The following is a 16,854-nucleotide window of genomic DNA, read 5'->3' on the forward strand; positions in this document are numbered from 1 at the left end:
TAACTAGCTACGCAAAAGAAGACGGAAGAGTAGAAGCACCCGCACGAACCATCACCCGCTGTGACGCCCTTCCCAAGCGGGCGCGTCCGTCCGCCCTCCGTGCGCCGCGAGCCCACTGTCTACAAGAATCGCGCAGCGTCCACACACGGCGTGGGCACTGCGCGATTCTGGTAAGCACTCAATGTAACCTATGGTTTGCGCCCCCCCCTACTGGAAGGTACAGTCGTCTTCTATGAGCGAGAAGTACGTACCCAATTACGGCGATCTGGAGCGTTTTCGCTATGAAAGGCTGATCCGCACCAAATCCAGGGCCTACCAGATGGCCTGCTGGCAGGGTTACCTCGGCACCCACGAGTTCTTCCTGGGCAATAACCTCAGAGGTTGGGCCACGCTCCTGCTCACCATGGCAACAGCTTCCCTGCTCGTCTACGAGTGGATACTCGGGCTTCTCCTACTGGTTCTCGTCATCGGCCTCAACATCACGGCGGTGCGGGCCATTGCCGCATCAGACCCAAGCAGCGACATCTACGGTGAAGAGTGCGGACCTTTCTTTCACAGCCTCCACATGGTGAGCTCCTTCTCTATCATGTGGGATATCAACCTCTGGAAGGGTAAAACTCCCACCGACCCACCGCCGCCCGATATGGATTAGGCGGGCCCGGCCGTCCGCACCTTTAGCCGCCGCTGATATCCAGTTCAGCATCCACCAGGCCCAGACGTTCTGCGTCCCCCAGGAGGCGGGAGTTCAGCCAACCGTCGGGCAGATGGGGCTTCTTGGGGTTGCCAGCTCGGCCACGGGGTCCCTCAACAGCGGCACCGGGGTAGCCGATGGAGTGATCTAGTTCGGCCAGGTACTCGCGGAAGGCTTCCAGGGTGGGCACGGTAGACATCTTGGCGCGCAGTTTGCCGCCCACCGGGTAGCCGTGGAAGTACCAGGCCACGTGCTTGCGGATCTCTCGCAGGCCGCGGGTCTCATCCCCAAAGGTCTCAACTAGCAGTTCCGCGTGGCGATAAATCATATCCGCCACCTCAGAAACAGAGGGGCGGTGGCGCTCTTCCGAGCCCTCGAAGGCGTTCTGAAGGTCACCAAAGAGCCAGGGGCGGCCCTGGCAGCCGCGGCCGACCACAATGCCGTCCACCCCTGTCTGTTCAACCATGGCGATGGCGTCCTCGGCCGAGAAAATATCGCCGTTGCCCAGAATTGGCACGTCGGGGATAGCTTCGCGCAGGCGGGCAATGGAGCCCCAGTCAGCCTTACCCGAGTAGTGCTGAGCGGCGGTGCGGCCGTGCAGGGCGATAGCTGCAACCCCGGCGTCGCGGGCGATTTTGGCTGATTCCAGGTAGGTCAGGTGGTCCTCGTCTATGCCCTTACGCATCTTGATGGTCAGGGGTACGTCCCCGCGGGATGCCTCGCGCACGGCGGTCTGGACGATAGCGGTAAAGAGGTCGGTCTTCCAGGGTAGGGCTGAGCCGCCACCCAGCTTGGTCACCTTGGGCACGGGGCAACCGAAGTTCAGGTCAATATGGTCGGCGCGGTCTTCTTCAACCACCATGCGGATTGCCTTACCCACGTTGACGGCGTCCACCCCGTAAATCTGGATGGAGCGGATTTTTTCGTCGCCGTCATGGTCAATAATGCGCAGGGACTCGGGGTTGCGCTCCACCAGGGAGCGCGCGGTGACCATCTCGGTCACGTACAGCCCGCCACCGTAGTCGCGGCAGAGCCGGCGGAAGGCCTTGTTAGTAACGCCAGCCATGGGTGCCAGCACCACCGGGGTGTCAATGGTGTGCTTGCCCAGGTGCAGGGGAGGCAATTTTAGTTGCTTGGCGCGTGCCGGGATCTGGCCGGTCTCTAAAGTCTCTTCTGTCATAACCTTCCAATTCTGGCACAAACCCCGCGGGGGCGCTGTTAGCTAGAGCAACACAAGAGGGCCCCGGGTGGTTCATTCCCGGGGCCCTTCATGAGGCTGTGGTTCAGCGCTAGAGGCTTAGAGCGAGGCTTACTTGTTGTCGCCTTCTACAACGATTTCTTCCTTGCGGACGTCTGCTGAGACGCGCTCGGTGTCGGTGCGTACTTCCTTGCCAACTGAGACGCGCTCGGTGGCTACGGTTTCGGTGGAGACAACGGGGCGCTCTTCGTGGGCGGTGACGGTAACATCTGCCTGTGCCTCGGCGGAGTCGAAGTCGTAGTTTTCTACAACTTCGCCGTCCTTGAGGTTGGTGCGCTCAACAACGATTTCTTCCTTGCGGACGGGCACCTCGACGGTTTCGGTTTCGGTGCGGACGACCTTGCGCAGGCGGACCTGGCCGGTCTGGGTTGCGCTGGTGGCAGTGCCAACATTCAGGCGCTCTTCGTGGGCAACGACGTCGCCGTTCTCGGCAGTTGCGGTGGCCTGAGCTGCGTGGGCGTCGGCGGCAGGACGCTCGGTGTTAGCTACACCGGCAGTTGCGGTACCTGCGGTGAGTGAGTAGTACTCGTAGAGGCGCTGCTCTTCAGCGGGTGAGAGTTCGCCGTCTTCTGCGATGCTGGGGGCGTCCTTGACAAATTCCTTGGTATAGGGAACGTGGATTTCTTCGCCTGCATAGCGGGCCTTGTCCACGGGGATGAAGGATTCGTTAGTGCCGAAGAAACCGGTGTTGACGGTGACGAAGGTGGGTTCGCCGGTCTGGGCGTCGAGGTAGAGCTCGCCTACCTTGCCAATCTTTTCGCCGTCGGTGCCGAACACGGTGCTGTTGCGCAGGGTTTCGATGGTTTCGTTGGTAGCCATGAGCTATTGCCTTTCTTTGCGACTCTCAGTACGAGGTGTTGCGCCTGCCAAGCTCTCCCGATGAGTGCTATCAGCAGGCTGAGCAACTGGTAATAACCTTACACACTTTCAGTAGGCTGAGCAACTACTAAGCGAACTTTTTAAGAAAAAAAGACAATATTTCACTCTGAGATGAACAATAAAGCATGATTATGTCAATCGACAACATGCCTAGTCATGTCATTTTTGACAGATGCAGCAAAAGAAGTAACAGGGGTTAGTTTTAAAGTAAACATTTTCCACATGCACGCCCTCAGTATAGGCAGCACCTCAGACCCAATCGGTGAATCGTCAAATTCTCTTGACAGGCACCCAAGAATAATCACATACTTGTGATACGTCAAGATTGATTGACGCGCCTAAGAAAGCGCCTAAGAAAGGAGGCCCCGTGCAGTCCAACGACCCGCGCATTACCGCCGTCCGCACCGCTAATGAGCAGGTTAGCCAGGCAACCCGTGCGCTTGAGGACGCCGTGCAGGCAGCTCGCGCAGGCGGTGCCACCTGGCAGCTCATCGGCTCGGCTATCGGAGTGACCAAGCAGGCTGCTGCCCAGCGCTTTTCAGAGACTGTCTACAACGCCCGGTCTCTCTCGCAGATTCAGGCGGAACTGGAACAAGTCACCGAGACCCTCTTCGCCGCACTTGCCCACGAAGACATTGAGCATATACACAGCCACATGACCTATACCACAACCCGGTTACTGTCTAAACGCAAGATTCTGAAAACCTGGCAGCAGGTGCTTGAGGCAAATGGCCCCTTTGTCGAAGTCAAGAAAACGGTAGTGGAGCAGGCAGGCTCCGGCTTTACTCTCACCTACCGGCTGCGCCACGAACGTGGAGAGCCGGTCGGCCAACTCTCTTTCAACTCAGCCCGCAAAGTCACAGGATTGGTGATCTTCAATGACGACTCGACGCCCCTCCCCTGGTAACAGCATCTACGCCCCCCTCATCATGGTGGGACTGTGGGGTCTCCACGGTTGTATCACCTGGTACCTCAGCCGAGAACTAGCTATCACCTTGTGGGCGATTGGCCTCGTGGCTGTTAGTACGGTACTCACTCAGTGGTTCCTGCGCCCCAGGGGAAGCCGCACGATGGTATGGCGACCGGGACTCTTTGCCTGGGCGCTTACTATTACCTGGGTTCTCTGGGCAATTCTCAATATCTTTTGGGATATGCAAGCTCAGAACGCTGCAATCTGGCCGTTGATCGGGTACATCGGTTCAAGCAGTAGCGCCCGGGAGGCTTCAGCTCAGAGGCGCAAAGCCCGCGACATCGGCGTCTAGCTCCTGCCTAGCCCTCCCCCAGCTCAGCTAACCGCTGGGCAGAGAGACGAGCCAGGGCGTCCGCATCCATACGGGCAGCGCCCAGAGCGACCTGGCCGTCCACTCGTAGCGGGGTGCCCTCGTCCTGCCAATGGGAGTACGCCTGCTCTAGGTGCCCCGGTATCTCACCGCGGGCGTTACAGACCTGCCACCAGGGAACATTCGATCCCCAGGTCGCCAACACGCGCCCCACCAGCCGGGGAGACTCACCGACGACCGCACCGACGTCCCCGTAGGTAGCAACCTGCCCGGCAGGCACGCACTCAACCACGCGCAAGATTCTCTCTACACGTGTATCGTCCATGGTTGCTTAGCCGTCAACCAGCACCAGGGACTCGCTGGTCACGGTGGCAGCCCCCATCTTCAGCAACTGGTCAATCAGCACGGCTAGATCCTCCATAAAGTCATCGACCTCGATCTGCACAGCGTAGGAGCCGGTCAGTACCGAGAGCAGCTGCATGATAGCCTCTCGGGCGCCGGGGTGGCCCACCCGGTAGCCGATGGTAATTTCGGTGGCATCATCTTCAGAGACGGGCATCTGGCCAGCATCTACCTCGATGGGGCGGTAGCTCACAGCAAAGGCGATAATGTCCCCCTTCTTCCCGTTGGCCTGGGCACGCAGCACATCGTCGCGCAGCACGACGGCGCCCAGGGCTTCAGCTTCGTCGGAGAGGAAGAGACGGTTAATGCGGCCTATGGGGAGGTCGGCGGGTTCATCCCAGGTGTGCACGGCCCGGTAGAAGTCCCAGAAGCGCTGGGTAAGTTCCACTGACCCGGTGGCTAGGTCTTCGATGGCCTGGGTGATGCGTTCGGAGTCGTCCTGGCGCAGGGGTACGGACGGCACTGCCCCGGCCTCAATACGCACCATGCGTGAGCGCTGGGCAGCCTTGAAACCACGGGCTAAGGCGAAGTTAAGGCCAGTGGATTCTGGCTCCACGGTGGCGCGGAAAGCCGAAACGCCGCGAGAAGATGAGGCGGCGGCGTCCTTCAGGGTCTCTAGGAGCAGGCTGCCCAGGCCTGCCCGGCGGTGCTCGGGGGCTACTTCGATGTAGGACCAGAGGCGGTTGGGGTGCAGGTCGGTCTCGTACACGGTACCTGCGGCTACAGGAACGCCCTGGTGCTCGGCAATGAGGGTGCGGGAGAAACGGGTGTCGGAATCGGGACCGAAGGACGAGCGGAAGGCGGCTACCTGCCGGTTTTCGGCATCGTGCCAGTATTCGAGCAGGGCTAGGGTGTCGCCCTCGCGCCAGGGACGCAGGGTATAGGTGTTCTCGGCGGTGCTCATGGTGGTGCCTTTCGGGTAGCCGGCCGGGGTGTACCCATCTACTTTAGCGCCCCCTACCCTACCTGCGGGCGTCCGTGCGGCAGAAAGCCTGCACGCTGAGCGTGAACCGGGCAGGCGGCACCTTGATTTCACCGGCCCGTTACCGGCTAGACTTTAAGGGCTTAAAGTTTGTTTGACTCTATTATTTAGCGTGGTGTTATGACTTCTCCCCTTGCCCACAAGCCCACTCTAACCGGTTCCCGCATTGAGCTACGCCCCTTTGATGCTGAAGCCATCGACGCCATGATTGAGATTTTGCAGGAGCCGGACGTGCTGATTAAGACCGGCACCGTGCACTCCCACTCAACGGAAACCCACCCCTTCAATGAGGCCAAGACCCGCGAGTGGTACTCCCGCCGTAACGAGAAGAAGAACCGCCTTGACCTGGCTATTTTTGCGCTCGACCAGCAGAAGTATGTGGGCGAGGTAGCCTTCAACGAGTACGACCCCGACAACGGGTCGGTCAACTACCGTATCGCCATTGGTCAGGCAGGCCAGAACAAGGGCTACGGAACCGAGGCGACCAAGCTCATGGTGGATTACGGCTTTGAGAAGCTGGATCTGCACCGCATTGAACTGGAGGTGCTGGACTTCAACGAACGAGCCAAGCACGTCTATACCTCCTGCGGCTTTGTGCCCGAAGGACGCCGCCGCGAGGCCTTCCTGATCGACGGCGAGTACCACGACGCGGTACTGAAAGCTGTGTTGCGCAGCGACTGGGAGGCCGCCCGTTCAGTGGCAGGCCACCTGACCCTCGACTTGAAGCGGGTAGAAATCTAAGACAACACCAAAAGGACGGACGTGCGTTCGCCTGCTGACCCTCTTGGGGCTCGCGCTGGGGCGCTCACCCCAATTCACGCCAGCCCCGAGCCAGCAGGCTCTCCGCACGTCCGTCCTTTTACATCCTTAGACTAGGTGCACCCTACTTGGTCAGCTTGGCTGCCAGGTAGGCGGTGACCTGGTCCAGGGAGACGCGCTCCTGGGTCATGGTGTCGCGTTCGCGGATGGTGACTGCCTGGTCTTCGAGAGTGTCGAAGTCGACGGTGATGCAGAAGGGGGTGCCGATTTCGTCCTGGCGGCGGTAGCGGCGGCCGATGGCGCCGGCGTCGTCGTAGTCGATGTTCCAGTTGCGGCGGAGTTCGTCGGCCAGGTTCTTGGCGGTGGGGACGAGGTCTTCCTTCTTAGAGAGGGGCAGGACGGCTGCCTTGACGGGGGCCAGGCGCGGGTCGAGCTTGAGCACGGTGCGCTTGTCGACGCCGCCCTTGGTGTTGGGGGCTTCGTCTTCGACGTAGGAGTCGACGAGGAAGGCCATCATGGAGCGGGTCAGGCCGAAGGAGGGTTCGATGACGTAGGGGACGTAGCGTTCGCCGGTGCCCTGGTCGAAGTATTCGAGCTTGGCGTTGGAGTGTTCGTTGTGCACGCCGAGGTCGTAGTTGGTGCGGTTGGCGACGCCCATGAGTTCGCCCCATTCGGAGCCCTGGAAGCCGAAGCGGTATTCGAGGTCCATGGTGCCTGCGGAGTAGTGGGCGCGGTCGTCTTCGGGTACGTCGAATTTGCGCATGTTGTCGGGGTTGATGCCGAGGTCGACGAACCAGTTCCAGCAGTCTTCGATCCACTGGTCGTAGTAGAGGGATGCGTCGTCGGGGTGCACGAAGTATTCGATTTCCATCTGTTCGAATTCGCGGGTTCGGAAGATGAAGTTGCCGGGGGTGATTTCGTTGCGGAAGGCCTTGCCGATTTGGCCGATGCCGAAGGGCGGACGCTTGCGGGCGGCGGTGACGACGTTGTTGAAGTTGACGAAGATACCCTGGGCGGTTTCGGGGCGCAGGTAGTGCAGGCCCTCTTCGTTGTCGACGGGGCCGAGGTAGGTTTTCATGAGGCCGGAGAAGTTTTGGGGTTCGGTCCACTGGCCCTTGGTGCCGCACTTGGGGCAGACGATGTCGTCCATGCCGTTTTCGGGGGCGCGGCCCTTCTTGGCTTCGAAGGCTTCGATGAGGTGGTCCTGGCGGTGGCGGGAGTGGCAGGAGAGACATTCGACGAGGGGGTCGGTGAAGGTGGCGACGTGGCCTGATGCTTCCCAGACTGCCTTGGGCAGGATGATGGAGGAGTCGAGGCCGACCATGTCTTCGCGGCCGCGCACGAAGGTCTGCCACCACTGCTGGCGGATGTTTTCTTTGAGTTCGGCACCGAGCGGGCCGTAGTCCCATGCTGAGCGGGATCCTCCGTAGATTTCACCTGCCTGGAAGACGAATCCGCGGCGCTTGGCCAGTGAAATAACGTTGTCGAGTTTGGACTTCGGTGCCATGTGTTGGTGTCTCCTATGAGCCTGCGCCACCGGTTGTGGCGTGCTTGGATGTAAAAAGAAAGTGGGCTGGGTGGCGCACTCGTCTTTAAGCCTACCGTACGTAGGGGTGCGAGTGTTGGCGCGGGTAGAGTGGTGGGTATGAGTATTATGAGTATTGAGTCTGTTTTTATTCGTGATGAGATGATTCGCCTGGGTCAGTTTTTGAAGTTGGCGAATCTGGTGGAGAACGGGGTGCATGCCCGTGAGGTGATTCAGGACGGTCTGGTGAAGGTGAACGGTGATATTTGTGAGCAGCGCGGGCGTCAGCTGCATGCTGGCGATACCGTTGAGCTGAACGGCGTGACCGTACAGGTGGAGGTTGAATAACCTCTGGCCAAGTGAATCCCATATTGGTATTCTCGGGTTATGACAGTTCAGATTGCAGTCCGTTTACCCGATGATTTGGTGGCCTTTCTTGATCATGAGGTTGAGGAAGGCCAGGCTAGAAGCCGCGCTGAGATTGTTGCTGAGGCTCTTGAGCATGAGAGGCGACGCCGGGCGGCTTTAGTTGATGCAGCTATTCTGGCTTCTCTGGGCCCAGAGGATGACCTGGATGAGTTAGTGGACTGGGCCAGCGGCACGCCTTCGTCTCAGCAGTAGGTGTTGAACCGTGCGCAAAATTTGTTTAGTCCATCTCGATAAGACAAGGCCAGCGGTCATTTTGACGCGCGAGCCTACGCGGTTGGCGATGACTAAGGTGACCATCGCCCCTATCACCTCAACGATCAAGGGACTATCGAACGAGGTCTTACTAGGGCCTGCTAACGGTCTTGACCGTGAGTGCGCTATTTCTGTGGATAACATCCTGACGGTCCGTCAGGACACCCTAGGGCGGACGATTGGTTACCTCACGGAGCCTCAGGAAAAACAGCTAGCCCAGGCAATTATTTTCGCGTTTGATCTGCGGGCTCCCCTAGCCCGTTAAAGGCGAGCCCGCAGTCCTTACACATCATTATTCAGCAAGCACTTTCTCATTGAGGAATGCTGAGATATGGGTGAGTTCTGCTGCAGCGACCCCGTGCCCTATGTTGGGGTAGGTCTGGGCGGTGAGAGCGGTGTGGCCGGCTACCCACTCCTGGGTGTAGGCAATTTTATCGGGGGTGATGATGGGGTCAGCTTCGTCGCGGCCCCAGAAGAGGGGTAGGGGCTCGCCCGCTAGCTGGGCGTCCTTGAAGTAATGCTCTCCCCCGGCCACGGCGTAGCCGGAGAGCCCCACCACGGCCTTAATGAGATCGGGGCGGGCACGGGCTACCGAGGTGGCAAGAGCCATGCCCTGGGAGAAGCCCAGCAGGGTCACGCTGCTGTAGTCGGCGGCGATGGGTTCGAGCCAGCCCAGCAGATAGTCGACAGCCAGTTCGATAGCGGTAAAACCGACGGTTTCTAGTTGCTGGTTGAGGGGCCACCACTGGTAGCCCATGGCGGGTCCCTCGACGTAGGCGGAGTCGGCGTCGGCCGGCAGCGGGTAGCCGACGGGCTGGGGCGCGCGGACGGACGCGTAGGTCACCTTTTCGCTGGGTAGGTAGGGGGTGAGCCCCAGCAGGTCGCGTTCATGGGAGCCGTAGCCGTGCAGAAGGACAACCAGGTGGGTACCCCGGCGAAAGGGTTCTGCCTTTGAATATTCAACAGTGTACTGGTTCATAACCCCCAACTTACCACCGGCAGAGCCAGCCTAGGCCACTGCCCACAGGTGCTTGCGCCCCTGCGGTTTTGCTTCGTCGGCGGCGTCCTGGGTTTCGATGCTGGTAGCGAGAATTCTTTCGAGCTGTTCGTGCTCGATGAGGAAGCCGTCGTGGCCGCAGGGTGAGTGGATAACGGCTGGCTCTACGGGGTTGGGCAGGGAGGCTGCCAGGATGTGGGAGTCGGAGGGGAAGAAGAGGCGGTCGGAGTCGACGTAGGCGATGGTCCAGTTACAGGTGGTGCGGGCAAGGGCTTTTTCGAGGCCGCCGCGGTCGCGGCCGAGGTCGTGGGAGAGTAGGGCTTCGTTGATGGCCAGGTAGGAGCCTGCGTCGAAGCGGTTGGTGAGTTTGGTGCCGTGGTGGTCGAGGTAGTTTTCGACCTGGTAGCGGCCGCGTTCTGCGGTGAGGGGGTGCAGGACGTTGTGGCCGTCTTGGGCGTCGCGGCCGAAGCGGAAGTGGAGTTCGGCGGCGGAGCGGTAGGTAGTGTGGGCGATGCGGCGGGCGAGAGCGAGTCCGGTGACGGGGCCGCGGCCGGGGTAGTAGTCGCCGCCTGCGAAGGCTGGGTCCTGCCGGATGGCCAGGTTCTGCATGTGGCCCCAGGCGATCTGTTCGGCGGTGGCGGCGGGGCCGGAGGCGATGACCGCGCAGGAGCGGACGAGGTCGGGGTAGGTGACGGCCCATTCTGCGGCGCGGGCGCCTCCCAGAGAGCCACCGATGACGTGGTGCAGAGAGGTGACGCCCAGCTGGTCGAGTAGACGCTTTTCGGCGTGGACGCCGTCGCGGATGGTGACCAGGGGGAAGCGGGACCCCCAGGGCTTGCGGTCGGGGTCGATGCTGGCGGGGGCTGGTGAGGCGGGGCCGGTGGAGCCGTAGCAGCCGCCGAGCATGTTGGGTGAGATGACGAAGTATTTGTCGGTGTCGATGACACGACCGGGGCCAACTGCGGTGGGCCACCAGCCGGCAGCCTCGGCTGCCTCGCGGTCCTGCTCGCTGGCGTCCGCCCCTACTCGCCCTACCGAGACGTGGGTGTCGCCGGTCAGGGCGTGCAGAATCAGGATGGCGTTGTCGCCCGCCTCGTTGAGGGTGCCCCAGGTTTCGTACCCGATGGCGATGTCGGGTAGTACTACCCCTGATTCGAGGGTCAGGTCACCGATGAAGGCGTAGGTGAGTACGCCGTCGGTGCGGTGGGGGGCGCTGTCAGCGGGGCGGGCGGTCGTCATTGAGCTACCTTTCCTTAGCGAATAGCGGCAAAGCCGAGGTCGAGGTCGGCGAGGATGTCGTCGATGTGCTCGATACCTACCGAGAGGCGGATGAAGGCCGGGTTGATACCGATGGCTTCGAGTTCTTCGGTGGTGGACTGGCTGTGGGTGGTGGAGGCCGGGTGGACAGCAAGTGAGCGCACGTCACCGATGTTGACCAGCAGGGAGTGGAGGGAGAGGGAGTCCACGAACTTCTGGGCGGTTGCGGCGTCGGCGTCCTTGAGGGTGAAGCCGAGGACGGCGCCAGCCCCCTTGGGCAGGTACTTTTGGGCCAGGTCATAGTAGGGGGAATCAGGTAGACCGGAGTAGGTGACCGATTCGACCTGGGGGCGATCCTTAAGGAACTGGGCAACCTTGAGGGCATTCTCTACGTGGCGCTCGACGCGCAGGGAGAGGGTCTCAAGACCGATGGCAATATTGAAGGCGTTGGTCGGTGAGATGGATGAGCCGAGGTCGCGTAGCAGAGAGACGCGGGCTTTGAGGATGTAGGAGAGGTTGACCCCAAAAGCCCCATCTGCACCGAGATCACGGGCATAGACCAGGCCGTGGTAGCTTTCGTCGGGCTGGTTGAAGAGGGGGTACTTGTCGGGGTAAGCACCGTAGTCGAAGTTGCCGGAGTCGACGATGACGCCGCCGACCGAGGTGCCGTGACCACCGAGGTACTTGGTGGCTGAGTGGATGACCACGTCAGCTCCGTGCTTGATGGGGTTGAGCAGGTAGGGGGTGGCAATGGTGTTATCGACGATGAGCGGTACCCCAGCCTCGTGGGCCACGGTCGAAACAGCCTCAATATCAAGCACATCGCCGCGGGGGTTAGGCAGGGTTTCTGCGTAGAAGGCCTTGGTGTTCTCGCGGGCGGCAGCTCTCCAGGATTCAGGGTCGGCGGGATCATCGACGAAGGTGGTTTCAATACCCAGGTTCTTGAGGGTGTACTTGAGCAGGTTGAAGCTACCGCCGTAGAGGGAGGGGGAAGCAACAACGTGGTCACCGGCTCCTGCGATATTCAGAATCGCGAAGGTGGAGGCTGCCTGGCCACTAGCTAGAAGCAGGGCGCCGACGCCGCCTTCCAGGGCCGCGATGCGGTTTTCGACCGCTTCCTGGGTGGGGTTGTTGATGCGGGAGTAGATGGGTCCCAGCTCGGAGAGGGCGAAGCGGCCTGCTGCCTGGGCGGAGTCCTTGAAGACAAAGGACGTGGTCTGGTAGATGGGCAGGGCGCGAGCGCCGGTTGCCGCGTCGGGTTCCTGGCCCGCGTGAATCTGCTGGGTTTCGAACTTCCAGCCGGTGGGGTTTGAGGGGGTGGGAACGGTGTTCTCGGTGGTCATGCGGTTTCTCCTAGTGAAGGATTCTTTCAGTGTTCTCTTGGAACGGGCCGCATGCCGTATCTTCCGCCCGGGTAAGGAGGAAAAGAATCTGATGCCCTCGCAGAAGATAGAGGCACATCGGTCCCGCGCTTGCGTACCTGGTTCTCGGTGGGTACGCCAGGTCTTCACCCAGGGCACCCCACCGCGAGTGGAGGGTTGCCGACCAGCTAGCTGGGGCTTAGCGCTGGTTCTCTTGACCTGCCTCTAGTTTGGCTTGAGTGCCCGGGGAGCGTCAAGATGAGGCTCTAAAGTTTCAGCATGTGTCCTTGTATTGCATACGTTACGTTCTATGGCCGTCATTTAGAATGGTGGGAAGCGAGTTATTACGAAAGGGCTGACGATGTCTCTGACTCCTCCTCTTGCCAAGCGTGTCCCGGTTGAGCGTACCCATCACGGCGATATTTTTATTGATCACTATGAGTGGTTGCGTGATAAGGAGAGCGAAGAGGTTCTAGAGCACCTGCGCGCTGAGAATGCCTACACCGAGGCGGTCACTGAAGATCAGCAGCCCCTTCGCGATGCTATTTTTGAAGAGATTAAGGGGCGCACCCAGTTGACCGACATGTCGGTGCCTTCCCGCCGCGGGGCCTGGTGGTACTTTAACCGCACGGTTGCCGGCGAGCAGTACCCGGTCATGTGCCGCGTCCCCGCTCTGACCGAGGGCAGCGTTGAAGAGCGCTACCAGCCGCCGGTCGTCCGCCCCGGTGAACCGCTCGACGGTGAGCAGGTAGTGCTGGACTGTAACGAGTTCGCCCGCGATATGGCCTTTTTCTCGCTGGGTTCCTTTCAGGTAACCCGCGACGGTTCCCTGCTGACCTTCGGTGTGGACGATTCAGGCGATGAGCGCTACACCCAGTACTTCAAGAACCTCGATACCGGTGAGATTCTTGAAGAGAAAATTGAGGACGTCTTTGCAGGGGCCTTCTTTGCCTCTGGAGCCAAGCACCTGATTTATTCGGTAGCCGATGAGTCCTGGCGCCCCTACGAAGTGCGCGCTCACGCCATTGGCACCAGCGCATCTGAAGATTTTGCCCTCTACCGCGAAGACGATAACGGCCTCTGGTTGGGTGCAGGTATGTCATCCTCCCGTACCCACGTAGTCATTACTTCATCCAACTCTGAGTACTCAGAGACCCGCATTATCAACATTCATGAGCTTGGTCAGCTAGAGCCCACCCTCATTATGAAGCGGGACGCCGGTATCGAGTACTCCACCGATATCATCGACGTGGAGGGCACCGGCTATCTGGTCATCGGCCATAACCACGAGGCCCCCAACGGTGAAATTGTACTGGCGCCCCTGCGGGAAGAGCACGTGCCCTTTGCCGATTTCAAGGCTAGCTGGATTCCCCTGGTGCCCCACCGCGAGGACGTCCGCCTAGAGGGTTTCAAGTTCTCCCGCAACCATCTGGTGCTCATGGCCCGCGAGAACACCACCGTTAAAGTATTCGTTGCCCCGCGTACCGCTCTCGCTGAGCAGGCAGCTTCTGCCCACCCCCAGGGTATTGACCTCTACGAGCCCGGCGGATTCACCGAAGAGCTCTACACGTCAGCCTTCTCCGGTGTGAACATCATGTCCCCGGTCATCCGCCTGAACTACACCTCCTACCTCACCCCCAGCAGCGTCTACGACTACTTCCCCGATACCGACGACCTCGTACTGCGCCGCCGCACCCCCGTCATCGGCTACGAGCCCGAGAACTACACCGCCTACCGCATGTGGGCACCGGCAGCGGACGGAGCCATGATTCCGCTCTCCGTCATGCACCGCGCCGACCTCGATAAGGCCCAGGAAAACCCCGTGATTCAGTACGGCTACGGGTCCTATGAGTCCTCCATGGACCCCTATTTCTCCACCGCCCGCCTCAGCGTGCTGGACCGCGGCGTCATCTTCGTCGTTGCCCACATCCGCGGTGGCGGCGAAATGGGCCGCGCCTGGTACACCGAGGGCAAGAAGCTGGCCAAGAAAAACACCTTCACCGACTTCATCGACGCCACCGACTTCCTAGCCTCCCAGGCCTGGGTGGACGCTGCCCGTATCGGCATCATGGGTGGATCAGCCGGCGGCCTGCTCATGGGCGCCGTCGTCAACATGGCCCCCGAAAAATACGCGGCCTGCCTGGCCCAGGTCCCCTTCGTGGACGCCCTCACCACCATTCTCGACCCCAACCTGCCGCTCTCGGCCCTGGAATGGGAAGAATGGGGCAACCCCATCACCGACAAGGAGGTCTACGACTACATGAAGTCCTACACCCCCTACGAAAACATCCGCCCCGTCAAGTACCCGGCCATCGCAGCTGTTACCTCCCTCAACGACACCCGCGTCTTCTACGTCGAACCGGCTAAGTGGGTAGCAGCCCTGCGCGAAACCATCGACCCGACCTCCCCCACTCCCCTGCTCAAAATTGAGATGGACGGCGGCCACGGTGGCGGCTCAGGCCGCTACACCGCCTGGCGCGAAATCGCCTGGGACTACTCCTTCCTGCTCACCCACCTGGGTGCCACTAGCGTCACGGAGTAAACCCGCTCATGCCCCCGTCCGCTGATCTAGTAGATCTCACCCCACGCGTCCCCCACGAAATCTTGCTCTCCCTGCTGAATAAGCCGCCCTACCGGGAAAAGTGGATGCGGCACGTGCAAAGACGCCGGGGTAACTCCATCAACCAACGAGCCGTAGCCACCTTCATCGCCTACGAGCTTTCTGACTACCTCGACCAGGACATCGACCCGGCCACCATCAAAGACCGGGTCTCGCGCGCCCTCAACGGCGAAGCGATTTCGGATGCCACCGCCCACATGTTCATCACGGCCTTCGAGTTCACCTCAGCCGAAGCCAGAGAACTGCAGCGGGCCCTCTCAGCCCACAGCCTCAGCCGCAAGCTCGCCCAGCGGGCAGAGACCCTCACCAGCGCCGAACGCACCATCGACACCCGCAACTACACCTCCCTCTCCACCCTGATGGACGGCCACGTCGACCGTTTCGGGTTCATGCGCCACTTCGTCGTCACCGAGATTATCCGCTCTGAGGTTGATGAGCTCACCCTCATCTCTCCGCGCTTCGAGTCCACGGATTCTACCGCCACCCTTGTTGAAGGTGGCGAACTCATCTCTATGAACGAGCATGAACGCGCCCATATCCATCACGAGGAAAACACCATGTGGCAGCTAGCTATTAGGACGCCCTACCCTATTCGCTACGGACAGGTGCACCAGATCCGCTACCGGATCGACCTCAATATCGAACCCATGCTCCGTAAACGAGAGAAGTTCAACTACGCTTCTCTAGGGCCTTTTACGCCGGCCCGCTTCAACACCAGCTTGGCCCTTACCTTCGATGCCCCACCCACCAATATGCACCAGAAAATCTGGTCCCAAGCCATGCGCGATGAAAACCTGCTCGAAGTGGTAGAGCTTCCCGCTCAGCTGCGCTACTCTATGAGCTTCCCCATCGCCGAAGACACTGTCTTCGCCTACTTTTGGGAATCAGACCATGATGGAGCTGTCCGCCACTACCACGGGGGCACCTCCGTGCATCCTTCCCCTCTCGACTCCTCGAACTCCCACTAAAACCATGTCTTCTCCTTCCGGCACAGATTCCACGACCCACCTGGTGAGCTCCCTGCTTCGTTCAGAGCTCCTTGAACCCTACGTCCGCGATGTTTGGGAACGCTACGTCCACCACGAAAAACTGGGCGAGGCCAACCCGTTCTCTATCAGGGCTATCGCCCGCGCTATGAGTGCCCACCAACATACGGTTTACGGCTTAGAAATCCCGCCCCACAAGTACAAAGACCGGGTGCGCCGGGCCATTACCGGCGAACACATCAGTAGCGAAACCATTGACCTCTTGAGCGAGACCTTCGGCTTCGATGAGCGAACCCGCAAGACCCTGCACAAGGCAGCCACCCAGGGGTTCGATGACTCAGAAACCGTACAGTTCCTCCGCACTAACCCCCAGGTACTGACCTCTAGCTGCTACCTGGATATTCAGCTTGACCCGGCTGACCCCGGTGTCTTTACTCTCAACGCCACCTACACCCTTCTCAGTCTCGAGTCAGGCTGCTCGGCCTTCGTCTTCTCCCTGCCCCAGGGGCAAGAGCTCATCTGCGACAACCGGCACTTTTCCGTATCGCGTGTGAGCGAAGACCAGGAATGGGTCTTTACTCCCACCAGCTTCATCCAGCCCCTACAAACCTTTATGCTGCGGTTCAATGTCCGCGGTACAGTCCAACCACAGGCAGACGGCAGCTACCAGCTCCTTTTGCCCTTCACCCACCGCAGCTATTCCGCCGCTATCAAACTGACTACTGCAGGAAAACCCTTAGCCGTCCGCTTCACCGAGCAAACCGATGCCAACGCTTCAAATGCCACTATTACCTGTGTCGGAGAAGTAACCGATTATCTCTCCCATTTCTACCCCAGTATTAAAGACACCCGCCTTACCCTGAGCTGGTCGGCTGCTACCTAGATTCCTACCACGCCCAATATCTAGGTCCCCTGATCGCTCTGCGATATAAGTGAGACGTGGGAGAACATAACCTAAACATGTAAGGTTTGGTGGATGTGGTAACCACCTTCCCTTACACTCGATAACCCTAACCGGTGCTAGAGGTTCAGAGCTTCTGACAAAAGGACATCCCGCCCCTGGTGCATGTTTTCGCTCCTAGTTTCCCCCCTCTGTACTAGTGCACAACCTCCCACCGTGTTATATCGAGAAAAGCTAGATAGCCTCAGTGCGATTTTTGCTATCTAGCCCGGCGG

17 protein-coding genes and 1 riboswitch are annotated in these 16,854 nt (G+C 60.2%); of the genes, 9 read left to right on the forward strand and 8 right to left on the reverse strand.

Annotated features, from left to right (window positions below; translation table 11 throughout):
- Positions 1 to 232 precede the first annotated feature (232 nt).
- Positions 233 to 652: a hypothetical protein gene (locus ACRCJM_RS10810; RefSeq protein ID WP_431464908.1), complete on the forward strand. Its 420-nt coding sequence runs from the start codon at positions 233 to 235 to the stop codon at positions 650 to 652.
- A 22-nt stretch (positions 653 to 674) separates the two neighbouring features.
- On the opposite strand, the gene dusB is transcribed toward ACRCJM_RS10810, so the two are convergent.
- Complete coding sequence (gene dusB / locus ACRCJM_RS10815) at positions 675 to 1,871, reverse strand: tRNA dihydrouridine synthase DusB (RefSeq protein ID WP_431464909.1); 1,197 nt, start codon at positions 1,869 to 1,871, stop codon at positions 675 to 677.
- Positions 1,872 to 2,000: 129 nt separating this feature from the next.
- Positions 2,001 to 2,768, reverse strand: a complete 768-nt coding sequence (locus ACRCJM_RS10820) for a DUF2382 domain-containing protein (protein ID WP_431464910.1) — start codon at positions 2,766 to 2,768, stop codon at positions 2,001 to 2,003.
- A gap of 427 nt (positions 2,769 to 3,195) precedes the next feature.
- Here ACRCJM_RS10820 and ACRCJM_RS10825 point away from each other — a divergent pair, with 427 nt between their 5' ends.
- Entirely contained in the window at positions 3,196 to 3,735 is a 540-nt protein-coding gene (locus tag ACRCJM_RS10825) for a hypothetical protein (protein WP_431464911.1), read from the forward strand.
- 362 nt (positions 3,736 to 4,097) lie between these two features.
- Here the strand turns inward: ACRCJM_RS10825 and ACRCJM_RS10830 are convergent, their stop codons facing one another.
- Together ACRCJM_RS10830 and ACRCJM_RS10835 are read right to left on the reverse strand one after the other, a co-directional pair.
- Entirely contained in the window at positions 4,098 to 4,433 is a 336-nt protein-coding gene (locus ACRCJM_RS10830; RefSeq protein WP_431464912.1) for an MGMT family protein, read from the reverse strand.
- A 6-nt stretch (positions 4,434 to 4,439) separates the two neighbouring features.
- Positions 4,440 to 5,414 carry an N-acetyltransferase family protein gene (locus ACRCJM_RS10835; protein ID WP_431464913.1) on the reverse strand — a complete coding sequence of 325 codons (975 nt, stop codon included), beginning with the start codon at positions 5,412 to 5,414 and terminating at the stop codon, positions 4,440 to 4,442.
- Between the two features lie 198 nt (positions 5,415 to 5,612).
- Here ACRCJM_RS10835 and ACRCJM_RS10840 point away from each other — a divergent pair, with 198 nt between their 5' ends.
- A complete protein-coding gene (locus ACRCJM_RS10840; RefSeq protein WP_431464914.1) occupies positions 5,613 to 6,233 on the forward strand; it encodes a GNAT family N-acetyltransferase in 621 nt (206 codons plus the stop codon).
- A gap of 142 nt (positions 6,234 to 6,375) precedes the next feature.
- Here ACRCJM_RS10840 and ACRCJM_RS10845 read toward each other — a convergent pair whose 3' ends face one another.
- A complete protein-coding gene (locus ACRCJM_RS10845; RefSeq protein WP_237198631.1) occupies positions 6,376 to 7,758 on the reverse strand; it encodes a glycine--tRNA ligase in 1,383 nt (460 codons plus the stop codon).
- A 138-nt stretch (positions 7,759 to 7,896) separates the two neighbouring features.
- Between ACRCJM_RS10845 and ACRCJM_RS10850 the strand changes: the two genes are divergently transcribed.
- Genes ACRCJM_RS10850 through ACRCJM_RS10860 form a run of 3 tightly spaced genes read left to right on the forward strand, consistent with a single transcriptional unit; the run spans position 7,897 to position 8,722 of the window.
- Positions 7,897 to 8,124 (forward strand): RNA-binding S4 domain-containing protein, encoded by a 228-nt coding sequence (locus ACRCJM_RS10850; RefSeq protein WP_431464915.1) that lies wholly within the window; start codon positions 7,897 to 7,899, stop codon positions 8,122 to 8,124.
- A 39-nt stretch (positions 8,125 to 8,163) separates the two neighbouring features.
- On the forward strand, positions 8,164 to 8,397 hold the full coding sequence (locus tag ACRCJM_RS10855; RefSeq protein WP_185173332.1) for a ribbon-helix-helix domain-containing protein: 234 nt from the start codon (positions 8,164 to 8,166) through the stop codon (positions 8,395 to 8,397).
- A gap of 10 nt (positions 8,398 to 8,407) precedes the next feature.
- Entirely contained in the window at positions 8,408 to 8,722 is a 315-nt protein-coding gene (locus tag ACRCJM_RS10860; RefSeq protein WP_431464916.1) for a type II toxin-antitoxin system PemK/MazF family toxin, read from the forward strand.
- Between the two features lie 27 nt (positions 8,723 to 8,749).
- Here the strand turns inward: ACRCJM_RS10860 and ACRCJM_RS10865 are convergent, their stop codons facing one another.
- From ACRCJM_RS10865 to ACRCJM_RS10875, 3 genes are read right to left on the reverse strand one after another with little or no spacing between them, the layout of a single operon-like run.
- Positions 8,750 to 9,436: an alpha/beta hydrolase gene (locus ACRCJM_RS10865; RefSeq protein ID WP_431464917.1), complete on the reverse strand. Its 687-nt coding sequence runs from the start codon at positions 9,434 to 9,436 to the stop codon at positions 8,750 to 8,752.
- 30 nt (positions 9,437 to 9,466) lie between these two features.
- Positions 9,467 to 10,693, reverse strand: coding sequence for a homoserine O-acetyltransferase MetX (metX, locus tag ACRCJM_RS10870; protein WP_431464918.1), 1,227 nt, complete (start codon positions 10,691 to 10,693; stop codon positions 9,467 to 9,469).
- Between the two features lie 14 nt (positions 10,694 to 10,707).
- Positions 10,708 to 12,054, reverse strand: coding sequence for an O-acetylhomoserine aminocarboxypropyltransferase/cysteine synthase family protein (locus ACRCJM_RS10875; RefSeq protein ID WP_431464919.1), 1,347 nt, complete (start codon positions 12,052 to 12,054; stop codon positions 10,708 to 10,710).
- Between the two features lie 120 nt (positions 12,055 to 12,174).
- Positions 12,175 to 12,292, reverse strand: a riboswitch (SAM riboswitch).
- A 141-nt stretch (positions 12,293 to 12,433) separates the two neighbouring features.
- Between ACRCJM_RS10875 and ACRCJM_RS10880 the strand changes: the two genes are divergently transcribed.
- Genes ACRCJM_RS10880 through ACRCJM_RS10890 form a run of 3 tightly spaced genes read left to right on the forward strand, consistent with a single transcriptional unit; the run spans position 12,434 to position 16,561 of the window.
- Entirely contained in the window at positions 12,434 to 14,614 is a 2,181-nt protein-coding gene (locus ACRCJM_RS10880) for a S9 family peptidase (RefSeq protein ID WP_431464920.1), read from the forward strand.
- Between the two features lie 8 nt (positions 14,615 to 14,622).
- Entirely contained in the window at positions 14,623 to 15,660 is a 1,038-nt protein-coding gene (locus ACRCJM_RS10885; protein WP_431464921.1) for a hypothetical protein, read from the forward strand.
- 4 nt (positions 15,661 to 15,664) lie between these two features.
- On the forward strand, positions 15,665 to 16,561 hold the full coding sequence (locus ACRCJM_RS10890; protein WP_431464922.1) for a hypothetical protein: 897 nt from the start codon (positions 15,665 to 15,667) through the stop codon (positions 16,559 to 16,561).
- Positions 16,562 to 16,854: the final 293 nt, after the last annotated feature.

Origin of the sequence: Rothia sp. L_38 (assembly GCF_050689125.1) — a bacterium.
In the GTDB taxonomy this organism is placed as follows: domain Bacteria; phylum Actinomycetota; class Actinomycetes; order Actinomycetales; family Micrococcaceae; genus Rothia.